Source organism: Candidatus Acidiferrales bacterium (assembly GCA_035515795.1).
In the GTDB taxonomy this organism is placed as follows: Bacteria; Bacteroidota; Ignavibacteria; order Kryptoniales; family JAKASW01; genus JAKASW01.
In genome coordinates this window covers 198,410-215,904 of the sequence record DATJAY010000003.1, presented here as the reverse complement: position 1 = coordinate 215,904, position 17,495 = coordinate 198,410, and the positions used below count along the sequence as shown (strand labels likewise).

The 17,495-nt window shown below is 47.6% G+C and carries 16 protein-coding genes; 8 read left to right on the top strand and 8 right to left on the bottom strand.

Annotated elements, in window-relative coordinates:
- Positions 1-15: 15 nt before the first annotated feature.
- The 7 genes from VLX91_02170 to VLX91_02140 all read right to left on the bottom strand — a co-directional run bounded on the left by VLX91_02170 (position 16) and on the right by VLX91_02140 (position 6,470).
- Positions 16-1,221: a 3-hydroxyacyl-CoA dehydrogenase NAD-binding domain-containing protein gene (locus tag VLX91_02170; protein HUI28995.1), complete on the bottom strand. Its 1,206-nt coding sequence runs from the start codon at positions 1,219-1,221 to the stop codon at positions 16-18.
- A complete protein-coding gene (locus VLX91_02165) occupies positions 1,221-2,063 on the bottom strand; it encodes a Phenylacetic acid catabolic protein (GenBank protein ID HUI28994.1) in 843 nt (280 codons plus the stop codon). The genes VLX91_02170 and VLX91_02165 overlap by 1 nt, the downstream gene beginning before the upstream one ends.
- A 64-nt stretch (positions 2,064-2,127) precedes the next feature.
- Complete coding sequence (locus VLX91_02160) at positions 2,128-2,916, bottom strand: enoyl-CoA hydratase-related protein (GenBank protein ID HUI28993.1); 789 nt, start codon at positions 2,914-2,916, stop codon at positions 2,128-2,130.
- A 37-nt stretch (positions 2,917-2,953) separates the two neighbouring features.
- Positions 2,954-3,727: an RluA family pseudouridine synthase gene (locus VLX91_02155; protein ID HUI28992.1), complete on the bottom strand. Its 774-nt coding sequence runs from the start codon at positions 3,725-3,727 to the stop codon at positions 2,954-2,956.
- A gap of 27 nt (positions 3,728-3,754) precedes the next feature.
- Positions 3,755-4,543 carry an enoyl-CoA hydratase-related protein gene (locus tag VLX91_02150; GenBank protein HUI28991.1) on the bottom strand — a complete coding sequence of 263 codons (789 nt, stop codon included), beginning with the start codon at positions 4,541-4,543 and terminating at the stop codon, positions 3,755-3,757.
- Between the two features lie 155 nt (positions 4,544-4,698).
- Positions 4,699-5,406 carry a YggS family pyridoxal phosphate-dependent enzyme gene (locus VLX91_02145; protein HUI28990.1) on the bottom strand — a complete coding sequence of 236 codons (708 nt, stop codon included), beginning with the start codon at positions 5,404-5,406 and terminating at the stop codon, positions 4,699-4,701.
- Between the two features lie 71 nt (positions 5,407-5,477).
- On the bottom strand, positions 5,478-6,470 hold the full coding sequence (locus VLX91_02140) for a putative zinc-binding metallopeptidase (protein ID HUI28989.1): 993 nt from the start codon (positions 6,468-6,470) through the stop codon (positions 5,478-5,480).
- A gap of 230 nt (positions 6,471-6,700) precedes the next feature.
- Here VLX91_02140 and VLX91_02135 point away from each other — a divergent pair, with 230 nt between their 5' ends.
- The 8 genes from VLX91_02135 to VLX91_02100 all read left to right on the top strand — a co-directional run bounded on the left by VLX91_02135 (position 6,701) and on the right by VLX91_02100 (position 16,032).
- Positions 6,701-7,099 carry a hypothetical protein gene (locus tag VLX91_02135; GenBank protein HUI28988.1) on the top strand — a complete coding sequence of 133 codons (399 nt, stop codon included), beginning with the start codon at positions 6,701-6,703 and terminating at the stop codon, positions 7,097-7,099.
- Positions 7,096-9,579 (top strand): T9SS type A sorting domain-containing protein, encoded by a 2,484-nt coding sequence (locus tag VLX91_02130; GenBank protein ID HUI28987.1) that lies wholly within the window; start codon positions 7,096-7,098, stop codon positions 9,577-9,579. The genes VLX91_02135 and VLX91_02130 overlap by 4 nt, the downstream gene beginning before the upstream one ends.
- Before the next feature lie 127 nt (positions 9,580-9,706).
- Positions 9,707-10,033, top strand: coding sequence for a hypothetical protein (locus VLX91_02125; protein HUI28986.1), 327 nt, complete (start codon positions 9,707-9,709; stop codon positions 10,031-10,033).
- Between the two features lie 17 nt (positions 10,034-10,050).
- Positions 10,051-10,347 (top strand): hypothetical protein, encoded by a 297-nt coding sequence (locus VLX91_02120; protein HUI28985.1) that lies wholly within the window; start codon positions 10,051-10,053, stop codon positions 10,345-10,347.
- 5 nt (positions 10,348-10,352) lie between these two features.
- On the top strand, positions 10,353-10,721 hold the full coding sequence (locus VLX91_02115; protein HUI28984.1) for a hypothetical protein: 369 nt from the start codon (positions 10,353-10,355) through the stop codon (positions 10,719-10,721).
- Between the two features lie 30 nt (positions 10,722-10,751).
- The gene (locus tag VLX91_02110; protein ID HUI28983.1) at positions 10,752-12,017 is read left to right on the top strand and encodes an FAD-dependent oxidoreductase; all 1,266 of its coding nucleotides are present in this window, start codon (positions 10,752-10,754) and stop codon (positions 12,015-12,017) included.
- A gap of 218 nt (positions 12,018-12,235) precedes the next feature.
- Positions 12,236-14,212, top strand: a complete 1,977-nt coding sequence (locus VLX91_02105) for a PAS domain S-box protein (protein HUI28982.1) — start codon at positions 12,236-12,238, stop codon at positions 14,210-14,212.
- Between the two features lie 20 nt (positions 14,213-14,232).
- Positions 14,233-16,032, top strand: a complete 1,800-nt coding sequence (locus VLX91_02100; protein HUI28981.1) for a lamin tail domain-containing protein — start codon at positions 14,233-14,235, stop codon at positions 16,030-16,032.
- Here VLX91_02100 and VLX91_02095 read toward each other — a convergent pair.
- Positions 15,947-17,449, bottom strand: coding sequence for a recombinase family protein (locus VLX91_02095; protein HUI28980.1), 1,503 nt, complete (start codon positions 17,447-17,449; stop codon positions 15,947-15,949). The two genes, VLX91_02100 and VLX91_02095, sit on opposite strands and share 86 nt — an antisense overlap.
- Positions 17,450-17,495: the final 46 nt, after the last annotated feature.

Genomic DNA, 17,495 nt, shown 5'->3' with positions numbered 1-17,495 from the left:
AAATTCTCCTCGTTATCAATTTGACATCAAAAGACTCGGCCTGTAAATGTCGCCGTAAGCACGCCGCATGGCTTGAAGGAACTCTGCAATTAAATACTTTCCAATAGAATCTGCAAGCTCAAGCGGACCTTTTGGGAAGTTTGTGCCCAGCTTCATCGCCAGGTCAATATCCTCAGCTGCCGCGACTCCCTCTTCCAGCATGAAGAATGCCTCATTGACTATCATGGAGATGGTACGTGCAAGAATGAAATGCTGCATGTCGTTTAATGGATTCTTCAACTCGAGTTTCCCCGATATCTTGCGTGCCATTTCATGCATGCTTTCACCGACAATTACGTCGCGCCGGTCTATTTTCAGCGAAGCACGCGAACCTTTTCCGTTGTAAAAATAAAAGCCCTCACCTGTTTTCCTGCCGAGTAAGCCCGCCTCAATCATCTTCTGCTGCAAAACCACCGGTCTGAACCGGGGCTCAAAGAAAAATTGTTCGTAGATGGATTTGGAAACGAGCAGGTTCACGTCAAGTCCGACCAGATCGAGGAGCCTGAACGGTCCCATCGGAAAGTTTGAAGACTCAAACGCAAAATCTATCTCCTCAATACTGCCGGCTCTTTCGGAAATAAAACGAAGAGGCTCAAGATAAAAATGTCGCGCGCATCTGTTGACAACAAAACCGGGCGTGTCGCGTGCCAATACGGGGGTCTTACCGATCTGCCGAACAATCTGTGCAAGCTCAACGCCGATTTCTTCCGACAGGAAATCAGTTTTAACAACTTCGACAAGTTTCATCTTATGTGCGGGATTGAAAAAATGAAGGCCGGCTATCCTGTTTCTTCCCTTGCAGTTTTGAGCGATCGCTCCAATTGAAAGGCTCGATGTGTTCGACGTGAGGGGGACCGAAGGATCTGAGATCTCATCGAGTTTCGCAAAGAGTTCCCGTTTGACCGCAATGTCCTCACTTACCGCTTCGACAACGAGATGCGCTTCCGCGAAATCGGCGAGCACCAAGCGCGGATGAATTCTGGCAATCGATGCCTGCGCGTCTTCGGCTTTTATTCTTCCTTTGTCAACCTCGCGCTGGAACTCTTTGCTAATTACTTCAAGTGCGTGAGCGACGTTCTCTTTTTCCACGTCAAACAGAAGCACGTCCCATCCGCTGCGCGCAAATGAGATGGCAATGCCCACACCCATTGTGCCGGTGCCTGCAATACCTACCGCTCTCATCAGCCTGAGATCACTCCATCTTCTTCAATTCTCTCCCATTGAGGCTTCCAGTCAGGGAGGTTCAATCCCCATTCGCTGCATTTCAATCTCACTTCGTCGTGGAATGCCCGGCGGACATCGTCATTATCCCTTCGTTTGAGTCCGTATTTTCTGTAAATCTCATTTCTGGGAGTCCTCGGTTTTCCAAAAATGTTCATGGTACGCGGATACCATTTATCGAGCGCGGTCTGCACTTCGTTTTTAGTTGACTTATCGAGCGCCAGCTTTTTCACCCAGTAATCACCATGGTTCACATGCATCATTTCCTCTTTAAAAATGCGCTCGATCTCTCTTCTCCACGGCCCGTAGGTAGATTTCCTGACGTCTTCAAGCTGGTGACCTGCCCCGCGATCCATACAAAACTGAAACATAATGAAATCCGCCCATGTGTCTATCGGATAGTAAAAAATATTTACCCGCCTGTCGTCCGCGGCGCGCTTATCTTTCAATTCGTCCGACTGCAGTTCCACTCTGAAGGTGTAATCATGCTTGGCGACGTGAGAATCCACATCGACGCCGAGGTCCTCAAGAAGCCTGTACATCGCTCTGGCATGACGCACTTCATCCTTGACTATATTTGCAACGGCGAGCTTCTCTTCTGTAGTAGGCGCCTGCATGATCCATGGTACATAACCGAATGCACCCGCAAGCTCTGAGTCCGCCTGCTGGAGCATGAGGTTTGTCAAGTTACCAAAATAATCGTCGCTCATTTCATCGACGCTCTCTATCGATTCCCCGGAGCGAATTTTTCCCCACATTCGTCTTTCACGTTCCTCATTGGAAAGTTTCGATGTTTGTACCATCTTATCCTCCCTTCCTAGTACAGAAGAAAAATTAAATCATAAAGATCGCAATAGTTTGCTGTCTCTATTTGCCTCTAAAAATCGACGGCCGCTTGTCTACAAACGCTTTTATACCTTCCTTCGCATCTTCTGACTGCCCAGCAATTTCCTGCAAATAAGATTCGTATTCAAGACATTTTTCGAGATGTGCACCCGACGAAAAATTCAGTGATTTCTTTATGAGCGAATAAGCCTTTGTCGGGCCGTTGGCAAAACGCTCAAGAATTTTTTGCGATTCATCGAAAAAATTCTCTCCGTGAAAAACTCTATTCACAATCCCGAGCGCCAACGCTTCGTCTGAGGAAACCTCTTCTCCGAGTGCTGCAAGCTCGAACGCCTTCGAATAGCCGACGCTCCGCATTAGGAAAAAAGATGAACCGGAATCGGGAACCAATCCAATTTTGACAAACGACTGGATAAACTTTGCATCGTGGCTCATTATTTTGAAATCGCAGGCAAGCGCTACGCTCATCCCCGCGCCGGCTGCGACCCCGTTAATCAATGCAACAACGGGCTTATGCATTCCCGTAATCTGCATGATTATCTGATTATAGCGTTGCTTCAGTAAATCTGAGAAAGACGTCGCCTGAGAAACCTCTTTCAAATCTTGACCGGCTGAAAATGCGCGGCCGCTTCCGGTGATAGCCACGCATCGAACATTTTCATCACCCGAGAAGCTCTTGAGTGCAGATCCAATCTCCGAGGTCATTTTTCCGTTGAACGCATTGAGAGAGTCGGGCCGGTTGAACGTCAACTTGCCGATGTGATCTTTAATTTCTGTTCTTATTGTTTCGAAATCAGCAGCCTTTTCCATTAATGTTCGTAATTCACTTTAACGGTTTAAGCATCTCTCAAGCAGCAACCATGGCATCTGTTCTTAACGGTCTGAATTTACGCAGGTAGTTTAAGACGGATCGCATATCTTTCGGCATCTCCGCCGTGAAAGAAACTCGCTCTCTATTCACAGGATTGACAAAAGAAATCGATACAGCGTGCAGAGCGGTTCTTGAAAGAAGCGGTTTCTCATCGCCCTCTGAAAAATATTTCGGTTTGACCCGCGACAGGAAAAATGGCTCCCCGTCACCGTAGATGCGGTCGCAAACGATTGGAAGTCCGATCGATGCAAGGTGTACCCTGATCTGATGCATCCGGCCGGTCGCAGGCCTCACTTCGACAAGCGCATATCCGTCAAACCCTTCGACCACGCTATATTCGGTTTCGGACGATTTGCCGTGCTTGTAATCTATTTTCATGACGCCCGGATGTCTCTGGCTCTCCGAAATAGGGGTTCTGATAATTCCATGGTCTTCCTTCAGCCGTCCAACGGTGATCGCGCGGTAAGTCTTTTCTACTTCCCTGTTCTCAAACTGTGAATTCAGAGCAGCATGCATCTCCGCATTCTTTGCAAACACTATCACTCCGCTCGTCTCTTTGTCTATCCTGTGCACGACGAATATCTGACCAAACTCCTCCTTCAGCAAGCGAAACAAATTGTGAAGCGATTGATTGTACCTGTCGGGAAGAACGAGGAGCTGAGAGGGCTTGTCTATTGCAATAATATTTTCGTCCTCAAAGATTATTGAGCCGTTGTGCGACTTCAAAATAAAATCAATTTTACGTTTCATGTCATTTAATCATTTGCCGGCTATGAATTATTTCCCCTTCCATTGGGGTTTTCTTTTTTCGATAAATGCTTTCATACCCTCTTTCTGGTCTTGGCTCGAGAATAGCGCGTAAAAATTCTTCCTTTCCATTTCCAGCCCTTCTCTCAATGGCATCTCGAAACTCTTCAAGACTGATTCCTTCACAAGTCTGACAGCAAGCGGCGGCTTGGACGCGATGACTCTCGCCAACTTTTTCGCCTCTTCCAGATATAATTCTACCGGGACGACCCTATTTACCAACCCAAGCCGCATTGCGTCCTCTGCGTCCATCATTTCCCCGGTCAAGACCAATTCCATCGCCTTGTACTTTCCAACACTTTTTGTAAGTCGCTGTGTTCCTCCCGCCCCCGGCATGACGCCGATATTTATTTCAGGCTGGCCAAACTTCGCCGTTTCCGATGCGATAATCATGTCGCACATCATCGCAAGCTCGCACCCGCCGCCGAGCGCAAAGCCGCTGACGGCAGCAATCAAAGGCTTTTTGATTTTTCTGATCTTATCCCATATACTGAAATCGTCTCTCGACAGCATTTCAACCGTGTCCGCATCTGCCATTTCTTTTATATCGGCACCTGCAGCAAATGCCTTTTCATTCCCCGTAATGACGATGCACTTAACGGATTCATCGGAGTCGAGTTGTTCCAAACAACCGGTGAGCTCTATCATCAGTTCATGATTCAAAGCGTTAAGAACATCAGGACGATTAAGATAAATTACAGCGATTGGAATCTCTTTTGAAAGAAGGATATGTTTGCCGCGTCTCTCTTGAAACTCCATCCTCTCTCCAGATTTGGTAAGTATTTGTGCCCGATCGCGTGTCAAAATATTTTGACCTCCGGGCACGAGAAATTTATTGATGCACTTAAAAAGAAACAAGGATAAGTTTGGCTCGCCGCAAACGGTCAGTACCTGCTAAGACGTCGAGCCATGCGTCAAGGATGTCTTTCACCGAATATTGCGCTTCCTATCCTTATGATCGTCGCTCCCTCTTCAATCGCAGTTTCAAAATCACCGGACATTCCCATGGAAAGCTCCAGCATATCGACCCTGTTAATCGCTTCTTCTCGAGCGCGCAAAAATATTTCACGGAGTTTCACGAAACACCGTCGCACTACATTGTTATCTTCGTTCAACTCGATCTGCGAAACAGGAGCACCGACCGTCATCAAACCTTTAACTCTTATCGATTCAAATTTCGCAATGCCTCGCATCAGTTCGATTGCTTTTTCCGGATAAACCCCGCTTTTGCTGGTCTCGCCGGATGTATTCACTTCGACGAGGACTTCTCTCGACTCACCGCGTTTCTGCAGCTGTCGATCTAACTCAATGGCTAATTCCAATCGATCAACTGAATGGATGTATTTCGTCGGAACATCGAGAAGTTTCTTTACTTTGTTTGTTTGAAGATGACCTATGAAGTGCCATTCAATTCTCTGGCTTCCAATATGCTCGAACTTAGAAACAATTTCCTGCACGCGGTTTTCCCCGAACCCAAAAATCCCCGCCTCCATGGCGCCCACGATTTTTTCCACCGGGAAGGTTTTAGATACCGCAACCAGCTTAACCGCTCGGGACACGTCTTCCGACCTTGTCAGCGCCCGCAAGACTCTCCGCTTTACTTCCGCCGCATTTTCCGCTATCGAATCAATTGCTTCCTCCTTTTCACGCAGCGATAATCTTCACTAAGATGATAGTTCGGGATCAGTTCTACCTAATCCTGACTGAACCTCTTGGAGAGATAAATCGAAATTGCGATCACTTTCTCGTCTTCATCTCCCTGACGCGTCATGAGATCATATGTCCGGCAGATACTCTCGAGCACGCGCAAGACTCTGTTTGTGGAGTGCTGCGGAATATTTAATTCCTCGGAAAGTTTATGAGAGATCAGAGGGGAAAATTTATGAATGAGCTTCCATGCATCTTTCAAATTCCTCTTCGTGCGAAAGCCATTCGGGAAAATCCGCCGCATAGCATCGACATCTTCAAGCAACTGTTCGGACGGGCTGATGTCCTCATAGTCTGCTCCGTAAAATTCCCTGATCGTCATCTTTACTTTCTCGACCGGAGCATCTCTTTTTATCTTGTTGTTAAGCGGTTCCCTGCCGCTGATCTCGGCAATTTTCCTGTCGACATAGAGAAGCTTCCGAAGTGCGGGGGTCTTCGAATAAATCCGCCGCCAGTTGCTCCCGGGAGTCAGCCATACGGCAAACGTTTCCGCCCAATCTTCATCGGGATGTTTCTGAGCGTAATAATCGGGAAGATGCTTCACGTGGCGTTTGCTCCATGGATTGAAACGGTAATAGTCCGAATATTTTTTGTAAAAATTTCCGAACATATTTCTCCACTCGGGGTCGAGATAAATTTTGTACGCATAATTTAAAGCATGTCCGAATTCGTGACGGAGTCCCATCTTTATTTCGCTTTCGTTTTCGACTCCGTCATAAGCCATCTCGTCTTCGATTTCGGTCAGCGTTTCACTCTGAAACCAGAACGGGATTTCAATTGAGACGCTCTTATTCACGCACCCCCAGCCGATGCCAAAATAATATTCCGGCCTGAATTTTATTTTTTTCCTTGCGGCTTCGGCCTCGACTTGCTTTATAAGCTTTTGAAAACTTCCATTGATTTTCGTCGGCAAATCACAGATCGGTACATCCAAATACTTGAGCTTTTCCAACGCTCTTTCAATTTCGATTCTGGTCATCAAAACCTTTCATTTGCTCTATTTTTCGCTAATTTTTGATTTTTTGCAGGCACATCCGCTGAGGACCTCATGCCGCGGGAGAGTTAAATAACACTAACTCACTTGAAAATGCAAGCCAATTTCTTGCACCAGATTCCCTTCTATTTTGCATCGAAAAACGTGATTGCATGTGTGAGAAGAATTACAGCGGATGTTATTTCCCGAGGTTAAATTTACCTAAATTAAGGAACGTGAATTTTATTCTTGCGATTCTTGTTATTATCGGAGCGCCAAAGGGACCTCAAGTTTTCTACTATGACGGAACAAATCTGACAAAGCTTAACCCTATATTTGTCCCCAATATCGGAAATGAAATTTTTCAGCTCTTCGTCAAATCGTCTTACGAACTAAAGTATGCATCAATAGATTCATCCGGAGTCGGAATGTGCCTGGTCGACCAAGCCGCAATGAAGGAGATGAAATTACGTGGAAGATGGTACAAGATTAGCTGGGAAACCCAATTAAGTCCAGGATCTAAGCAGCATGTTATTTTTCTAACGGCATTTTCAGGAATCATATTTAAAAGAAATTTTATTGTAAATGTTGAAGGAACAAGGAAACTAGAAAAACCAGCAGGAGGAAGCAGATGAAGAAAGTTTTATTAATCGGCATCATGGTTGGGATCAGCTTGACAGTCCGTGCACAGTCAGATGAGTCATCGGAAAAAGGCGATGCCGTCAAACTGGAGAAACCTTATGACTGGGAGCTTCGAAATGCGCCGGTGATACCCGCAGGAAGGCTCTTCAAAGCCGAATCGCAAACATGGGTCGGGATCGGGCCGACCCCGATGAACTTCGCCTTCTACGGAGACGTATCCGGAAGAATTACATCGCTTGCGGTCGATCCGAACAATTCAGACATCGTCTATGCTGCTGCTGCAGGTGGAGGACTCTGGAAATCTACGGACGGCGGTTCGACATGGTCTCCGCTGACCGATAATCTTCTCAGATTGTCATCCGGCTCAGTAGCCGTCGATCCAACCAACTCGTCAAACATATACTATGGCACAGGAGAACTGAACTTCAATATCGATGGTTATCCCGGAGCGGGAGTCTGGAAATCAACTGACGGCGGCGGCACATGGAGTCAAGTGATGACATTTTCAAGCAGCGGTGCACTTTACTACACGGGCAAAATTATCGTTGCATCAAACGGCACCGTGTACGCCGCAGGCTATTACGACGTTTACAAATCAACCAACGGCGGACAAATTTGGACCGAACTGCATCTGACAGATGGGGCGGTGGATGACATAGCAGTTGACCCGGCAAATCCAAACTTGATATACGCATCTTATGGGTCAACATGGTCGGGAGACAGCGTCCATTACGGAATATATAAATCCACAAACGGCGGCACATCGTGGACATGGCTCACTTCCGGTCTTCCGCCATCAAATCAGATATCGAGAATCTCTCTGGCCATGGCACCGAGCAACAATCAAGTTCTCTATGCCTTCATAAATGGGAACAAGCCGAGCAGCACATCACAGGATACAAACCGCGTTTACACATCGACCAACGGCGGTGCATCATGGACGGTCCTTTCCTCCGCAACTTCCAACAACGGTTTCGGCGGAAACCAGGGATGGTATAACAATGTGATCGGAGTTGACCCGACACATCCCGATACAGTTTATATCGGAGGGATCGATTTCTGGAAATCCACTAACGGGGGACAAACATGGACAAATCTTACGAACGGCTACGGTACATACAACGGCTCAAACATCCATGTTGACCAGCACGCGATTGCCTTCGCAAGCGGGAACGGCTCCGTATTTTATATCGGCAACGACGGCGGAGTCTGGAAAACTTCCAACGGAGCTTCGACATTCACCGACTGCAACACAAATTTGCAGACGATTCAATTTTACGACATCGATGCCGATCAAGGTAACTCGACCAAAACTGTCGGCGGGACACAGGACAACGGTACCGAATCGGACAACCAGCCATCAACCACATGGAACGAAATATACGGCGGCGACGGAGGTTATGTGTTGATCGATCCTAAGAATTCGAACATCGTTTATACAGAATACGTGAACGGTCAACTCTTCAAATCGACAGACGGCGGCAATAATTTTAGCGTAATTACTGCCGGAATCAGTGAGGCGGGTTACTGGCTTACACCGTATGTGATGGACCCGGTAAACGATAATCTACTCTACTGCGGCACGAGCAAAATATATAAATCGACGAACGGAGGGAGCAATTGGACTGCCATCAGTTCAAATCTAAAATCCTCAAGCGATCTCTTCACGACTATGTCGATTTCACCGGTTGAAGGAAGCGTAATCTATGCCGGAATAAGCGGATACCGGGGAGCAGCGGACACCGCGTTTCTCTTTGTCACAATAAACGGAGGAAGCTCGTGGAACAATATCTCGGGCAACCTTCCCAGCGGGACGAATTTCGCCCGTGTCACAGCAGATCCGACACAGAAAGGGGTCGCTTATATTGCAGTTCTGGTCGGCAGCTCTTATCACGTGATGAGAACAACTAACTACGGGGCCACATGGACCGGGATTGCTTCTACCAGCAACGGCTTCGACGATGTTCCAACGAAAGTGATCGCAGTCGATTCCACAAGCGGTTATATTTACGCCGGCACTTACTGGAGCGTATATAGATCGACTGACAACGGTGCATCATGGTCAAAGTTCGGCAGCGGCCTGCCTAACGCAGTCGACGACGATATTGCTATACAATATTCGACACATACTTTGAGAGTCGGAACACATGGCAGAGGCGCATGGCAAGTTGACTTGACCACCGGTATCGCCTATCCGTCGGGAACGCCTGACATGTTTGCGCTGAATCAAAATTATCCGAATCCATTCAACCCGAGCACGGTCATCACCTATCAGTTGTCCGGGGTCAGCCAGGTCACGTTGAAAGTGTACGACGTACTCGGAAGAGAGGTGTCGACTCTGGTAAATGAGAAACAGGTAGCCGGCGGGCATTCCGTACGATTTGACGGATCGAATATACCCAGCGGTGTGTATTTCTATAGATTGATTGCCGGAAAATTGACGGTGACAAAGAAAATGGTACTTCTTAGATAATGCAAGTGCTGAACTGCGACTCGCTGAAATTCATTTCGTTTTGCCGAAAAGCGAGTCGCAGTTTGAAAAGTTTTTTGTAACAAACCCACCTTATTTATTATCTTCATTTAAGAACATGAGTTCACAGGTGCTTATCCTAGTCGGCTCGCAGTTACTTTTCAGCACGGGCGATCTCCTTGCCCGAACTTATATGGGCAAGTATGGTTTCACCCTCGCGGCGTTTCTGAGCTTATGGTTCGCAGCTTATTTCACAATCAGAACTCTGGCAATGTTCGGGCAGCTTTATGTTTTCACTTCGGTCCAGCTCGGAAAGACCATGGCACTATTCGGTGCTGTCTCGATAATCTTATCGAGTATCCTTGGACTGCTGTTCCTGAAAGAAATTCTTTCCCCAACAGCGTATATTGCCGTTGCGCTTGCGGTGATGGCTTTTGTCGTGCTCGCGATCAAATAATAACCCGCTCAGGCTGAATGCCGATAAATCTCAATGAAATAATTCCTCTGGGAAGGAGAGCCAGCGAATACATTGGTATGTTCGGCCTGACAGAGAAGAAACAAAGGATCCTCGATTGCGGCGGTGGTCCTTCGAGTTTCAACGCCGAAATGAATGCGCTCGGCAACACAGTCATTTCAGCGGATCCATCGTACAGGTGTTCGAAGGAAGATATAAAGCAAAGGTTCGACGCGACGTTCGAAGACATAATGTGCCAGACGGAAAAGAGCAGAGAAAATTTCGTCTGGGAAACAATAAAGGACCCCGGGATTTGAGGAAGATGAGGAAATCCGCCACCGAGATTTTCCTCGAGGATTATGAACGGGGAAAAATCGCGAAGAAATATGTGGGAGAAGAGTTACCGGAATTATCATTCGTGGATAAGGATTTCGACATAGCGCTGAGCTCGCATTTCCTATTTTTGTATAGTCATATACTGAATCTGGATTTCCATATCGGTGCCATCTCCGAAATGCTGAGAGTTGCGAAGGAAGTCCGGATTTTTCCCCTGCAAAACCTGGAAGTCCAAAAGTCTCCTCATCTTGATTCAGTGATCAAGAAATTTTCCAGCGACGGATATGAAGTAGCCACGATAAAGGTCGGTTATGAATTTCAAAGGGGCTCGAACGAATATCTCAGGATAAGATAAAACTTCTCGCCCTGTCTTGTTGTTATTATCATGGCAGCAATGTCGACAGCCCAACATGCCATGAGAGACGGAAAAAGCAAATTAGTGATTCTGGGAAGCGGATTTGCCGCGCTCAGTATTGTCAAAAGCGTCGACCTTGATTTCTATGAAATCAGCATCGTCAGCCCTCGAAACCATTTCCTTTTCACCCCGCTTTTGCCGAGCACGACTGTCGGAACGATCGAATTCAGAAGCATAATTGAGCCGATACGGACTTCGAGAGACGACATAGAATATTATCAGGCAAACTGCGTCAGCATCTCCGGGGCCGATAATGTCGTCGTATGTGAAACAATCCAGGGCCATAAGAGGTTCGATCTTAATTACGACTACCTTGTGATCGCAGTCGGCGCAGTGAACAACACATTCGGAATTCCGGGCGTTCACGAACATGCGATGTTCCTGAAGGAACTTGCGGACGCGAGAAAAATACGAACTGCTATCATAGATAATTTTGAGCGCGCGAGCACTCCGGGTATCCAGGAAAGCGAGCGGAGACGACTCCTTCACTTTGTGGTGGTTGGCGGAGGACCGACGGGAGTCGAATTTGCGGCCGAGCTGAACGATTTCATCCGGGAAGATCTTGTTAAATGGTACCCGGCGTTCATCCGCGACGTACAAATCACCCTCCTTGAGGCGACAAAGCAGATTCTCAACTCCTTCGACTCCGAACTCGGCAGATATACAATGCGCCTCTTCCAGCGAGAGAGCATCAATATAAAGACGAATTCACCGGTTAAAGAAGTAAAAGAAGACTTCATTTTCTTGCAAGATGGCACAGCAATTCCCTACGGCTTGTTGGTTTGGTCAACCGGAATCGGACCCGCAGAACTTCTTCAGACCCTTCCTTTCGAAAAGAATTCTTCTTCACGGCTCCTAACCGACGACTTCCTTCACATAAAGGGCACCGATAACATTTACGCCGCAGGCGATTGTGCCACACCTGTCGACGAAATAATCGCCGCGACTGCACAGGCCGCACAGCAGGAAGGAAAATTTCTCGCAAAGAATTTCAACAGGATGGCGCGTGGGAATCCGGTCTCACGCTTTCACTACCACAATCTCGGAATGCTCGCCTACATCGGCAGAAACCGCGCTCTTGCCGATCTGCCGAACGTAAAGGGAAAAGGATTCGGAGCATTTCTTTTTTGGAGGTCCGCCTACTTGACAAGGCTTGTTAGTGTAAAAAACAAAATTCTCGTCTTATTCGATTGGATCAAAACATTAATTTTCGGCCGGGATATAAGCAGTTTTTGAATCAGCGGGTCTTCTCCCTTATTTCCGGCAATGACGCTGCCTGTCATTTTCAGAAATCGAAAAAGCCCTGCCAAGGTTCGTTCATCAGATTCTTGAATCTCCATGATTTCATTTGGAATTAAACTTCCTGCGTAGCATCTTAAATAGGCAGTTGTTATTACCCTGTAATGAGTCCTCGATTACATTCAGGCGTATAAGGCAAACTCGGCAAGCAGTTTGTGAAACCTATCAAAAGAAAAAAAGCATCGGACAATGTTCTTCGCGAGCTTGGCGAGCAAAAGCGGCTCTACGAGGAGTTATTTAAGAATGCCCCTATCGGTCTCGGTATATATAAAAATGCCAAGATCGTGAGAGTGAACGACACGGGGGCCATGATGCTGGGCTATGACTCACCCGATAAGCTGATCGGCATGCCTGTATACGAGATTATCCACCCGGGCGATCTATCCGTCGTCAATGAAAGAATAAAGCAGGCCATGCTTGATCGGGTTTCCACTGATCCTATGGAGGAAAGATTTCTCAAGAGGGGTGGAGGTTTTATCCATGTTCTCGTTTTATCGCAACCGGTTGCCTACGAAGGAGAAGATGCCGTCCAGGTTGCTTTTGTATCGTTGGAGGACAGAAAGAAGTTAGAGAAGAACCTTGCACTGGAGGCCGCTCATCAGGCTGAAGAAAAAATCAGGCTTGATACTCTTTTGCAAAGCCTTGAAGAGGGGATACTGTTTCAGAATCCCGATGGAAAAATCGAATTTGCCAACTCGGAATTTTGCAGGATATTTGGCTTTCACAATTCCGCGCAGATTGTCGGCAGGCCTTCAAGAGACATTGAGACACAATCCGCGCACAGGACAAAGTTTCCTGAAGATTTCATGGAGCATGTAGCTCGCGACGTCAGAGAACGCGCAGCCGTCAAAATGTACAGACTTGAGATGGTGAACGGTTCGATCATTGAAAGAAGCGCGCTTCCGCTTTTCGACTCCACCGGGAAATATATCGGGCGGCTCGCAGTATTCAGAGATATAACGATGCGGGAGCAAAACGAAGAAGCTATAAAGAGGCTTCAGCGCACCGAACTCCTGGGGAGACTTGCCGGAGGAATTGCCCATGACTTCAACAATGTCCTTGGAGTCATTATCGCAAGTCTGGAGATGATCTTGAGAAAAGTTGATAACCCAGTCATGGTGCAGGAAAACAGCCAGCGAGCCTTATCGAGCGCGATCCGCGGTTCGGAAGTGTCCAAACGGCTCCTCCAATTTGTCCGCTATTCACCCGAAGGTTTCAAGGTTTTCTCAGCGAGACAGATCATCGGAGAGACGGTTTCAATCATCAAACACACTTTTGAAGAAAATATCAGCGTTCACGAAGAATTTGTGATCCACGATGCTTTCATTTACGGCTCACCGGGAGACATCCAGCAGGTTCTCATAAATCTCGCAAACAATTCCCGCGATGCAATGCCGGAGGGCGGCAACTTGACGTTTTCGCTTACCACCGCAGACAAGAAGCAAGTTGAGAAGAAACTGGGGAGTGTGACCACTGACCAGTACGTTCTTCTGATGATTCAGGATTCGGGGAGAGGAATCGAAGAGGACAAGTTAGACAAGATTTTCGATCCCTTTTTCACGACGAAAGAAATAGGAAAAGGAACAGGACTTGGATTGTCCATTGTTCAAACAATCATTTCCGGCCACGGCGGATTCATAGAAGTCAGGAGCCATGCGGGATTGGGGACTACGTTTTTTATTTATCTTCCGATGAGCAAGGAAAAAACTAATCACGTGAATCCGGCTACACGGGACGAAGCCGAACGAACCAGCGACACAGGAAATATCAGGACGATTCTCGTTGTCGAGGATGAAGCCGATCTTCTCGAACTGTTGTACCAATATCTATCGGACAAAGGATTTAACGTCCTCCGCGCAGGCGATGGAGAAGAAGGGTTAAGGATATTCGAGAGTCATCCGGAAATTTCGGTTGTAATTTCAGATCTCGGCCTTCCTAAGGTTCCCGGGGACAAGTTGATCGCAAGGATCAAAGAAGCCCGGCCCGGAGTAAGGTGTGTTCTTGCCACAGGATATCTTACTCCTGCTTCGGACAGTGTTTTATCCGGTCTGGAAGTAAGTACGATAATGAAACCCTACAACCTGACGGCGATTTATAATCTTGCGAAGGATGGGATACCGGAAGAAACATAGGACACGAGACGGGGGCGGGCATGAAAAAAGAAATTATTCTTCTTCTGATTTTTGTTTCATCGGGCTTCTCTCAAGCCATCAAGATAAACGAGATCATGTACTCACCTAAAAATGGAGAGCCGGAGTGGATAGAGTTGTGTAACACATCGGCGGACAAAATAAACATTAAAGGCTGGAAAATCCGACACCATACAACAACGTGGTACACCATCACATCCACAGATTTTTTTGTCCGATCCGATTCATTTGTCGTGATGACCAAATCCGACACAATATTCTCTTTCCATAGTTTGGATTCCTCTATCGTCTTGATCTGTCCGGCAGTGCCAACGGATTTTCTCGTCAACACCGGCGACACAATCTCAATTCGCGATTCGACGGGGACGCTCGCAGATTCGGTTTTGTATGAACCATCGTGGGGCGGCTCCAACGGTAAATCACTTGAAAGAATCTCGACTGAACTCTCGCCATTCTTGAGCACGAACTGGGGCACGTCTCTCGATTCGTCAGGCGGCACTCCCGGCAGAAAGAACAGCATTGCAGCATGGAGTTACGACTTAAAAGTTTCTTCGTTCTCCGCTTCTCTTTCTTCAACAGATTCGTCGGCTGTTTTCGATATTGTCGTCAAAAACTGCGGCGTGCATTCGACTTCTCCATTCGACGTAGATGTTTATCTCGACTACAACGGAGACCACCTTCCCGAGCCCGATGAAGTTGTTGCCGAAACTGATAACGTACCGGGACTTAAGGCGTGTGATTCGACGTCCATCGTCTCGAAAGCAAAACCACAGAATTTTCGCGCGGCCGGCGCGTTCGCCGTCGTAAAATTTGCATCCGACCAGGATACTACGAACAATTCCATGTGGGTAAAACCAAAATTCTCTTACAGTAAAGAAAGCTTAGTCGTCAATGAGATAATGTACGCACCCAAGAGTCCGGAACCGGAATGGGTGGAATTGTACAACAATTCAAACGACTCACTCAACCTCAACTGCTTCACGATCTCGGACAACTCGGGCACAGAAGCGGTGATTACAGGGACCGATTATTTGTTCCCGCCAAGTGATTACGTCGTCGTTGCACATGACACCGGTTTCTTCAACCTCCATCCAGGAGTCCGCACCAAGACTTTGATCGCAAAGATTCCTCCGTTAAACAACACGGGCGACGCAGTGACGGTCCATGATGCTGGAGGAAATCTAATTGATAGCGTGAGCTACGCTCCATCCTGGGGTGGAAACACGGGCGGCAAATCACTTGAAAGGATCCTGCCGGCCGGAGATTCGAACGATCCGCAGGATTTTGAAACCTCTGCGGACTCCTCAGGGAGTACGCCCGCAAGAATCAATAGTGTAACTCCACGCAGCTTCGACTTGGCAGTCGGAACCGTCACCTATTCGCCATTTCCGATTCAGTCCGGCGGCAGCATAACGATTTCTGCTTGCGTTATAAACCGCGGAATGAAACTGTGCGGGCCGGCAAAAGCCGTTTTATTCTCGGACAAAAATGGGAACGGCAGCTGCGATTCCGGGGAGCCGATTGATTCAATTGAGATACCCGCGATGACTCCAGGTGACTCGACCGTGGCAATCTTCACTGTGCACGACTTATTATTCGGATCACATCGGTTCGGGATATTCATAAGTTACCCTGGCGACGAGCTGACAACGAACAACACGAAGATAATCTCCGTAGATGTCGGTCTTCCGCCCGCATCGGTTGTAATAAACGAGATCATGTACGCCCCGAAATCACCCGAACAAGATGGGTCTGGTGCCCTTCTGTCACCAATTCGGAAGAGGGTAAATAGGATAGTTTGATATTTATATCGTCCTTGCCAACGGTGATCCGTTCGGTAATGGTTTCTATGATCTTGCGTTTCTCGGTAGGTTCGAGGTTTGGCCAACGGCTATAGAGGTCTTTGGCTTCGTTCACGAGTTCGTCGCCTGAGATGTACTGGATTTTGAGAAAATCAATTTCAGCCTGAACCTCCGGTATTTGTTTCGTTATCTGCTTGTATCGTTCATCATAAGGTTGGTAGTGCCGGTTGAATCCCTCCGGCTTGATTTCTCCCTTGAGGTATAGCTCCATCACCTTCTCCATATCCGCCCGCACCTTTCCTTTCTCGTCCATAAGTGTCGCAAGGATGGCTTCCTTTTCTTTAAGCGCGGTATCCGCCTGCTCAAAATAGTTTTTGACTTCGCTTTCCGAGAAGACGAACGATTTCAGTTGTTCGCGGAAGATTTCCTCAAGATCAGTTTCACCGACCTTGTTGCGGCACTTGGGGCAAACATACTTCGGGTTGTTTGAGGGAACGTACATCTTCCCTCCGCACTCGCAGGTGACGATGCTTGTGAAGAGGTGGGCGACCACCTTGGTAGGCGGACGGTTCGTCTTGATCTGTTCATCAAGGATGCCGTTACATTCGTTCCACAGTTCTTCGGAAACAATAGCCGGAGCTTCCGTATATATCCACTCGGATTCGGGTTTGAAAACATATTTCTCGGAATTCTTTCCGCCTCGTGTGCTGTAGTTTGACCTTCGGATTCCTTTGGCAATGGGATCTCTGAGGAGCCGGTAGACGGTGCTGAAAGTCCACTTGTTCCCTCTCCGCGTGCGGTATCCTGCTTCATTCAGAAGGCGACAGACTCTCCGCTTTCGCTTTTGCTCTTTGAAAAACTCGAACATCAGTTTCCTGATCGGTGCTTCCTTTGGATCGAGAGCCAGCTTTTTATCCACATATCGGTAGCCATAGGGAGCTTCCCCACCCAAGGATTTCCCTAACTTCGCACGAATGGGAACCGAAGCAGCCACCCTATCGGCAATCTCTTCCCTTTCCCATTGCGCCATAGCAGCAATCATTGTATAGAAAAAGCGCCCTGCTGCCGTGGAAGTGTCAATTGATTCTTGGAGTGAGATGAGGTCGGCGCTGTGCTCCTGGAAGAAGTCTGCGAACTCTAGAAGTTCCTTGGTGTTCCGGGCCAGACGGGCAAGCTTCGAGAAGATGAGTCCTGTGATATGGCCCGATTTGATGTCATCAACCATTCTCCTTGCCTCAGGATGATCCTTAACAGATTTCCCCGATACAGCCTCAAGATGGTACACCTCTTTAACGTCCCAGCCTTTGGACTCGGCATAATATCGGGCACGTTTCTCGTGGTGCTCAGGGCTTTCGCCCTTGGCTTGGTCTTCAGTCGAGACCCTTATCCAGATACCAACCGCTTTGTTTGTCTCCACGCCCTCGTTCCTTGCATCTTTTAGTAAAGTATAAAAGGGAGAGAAG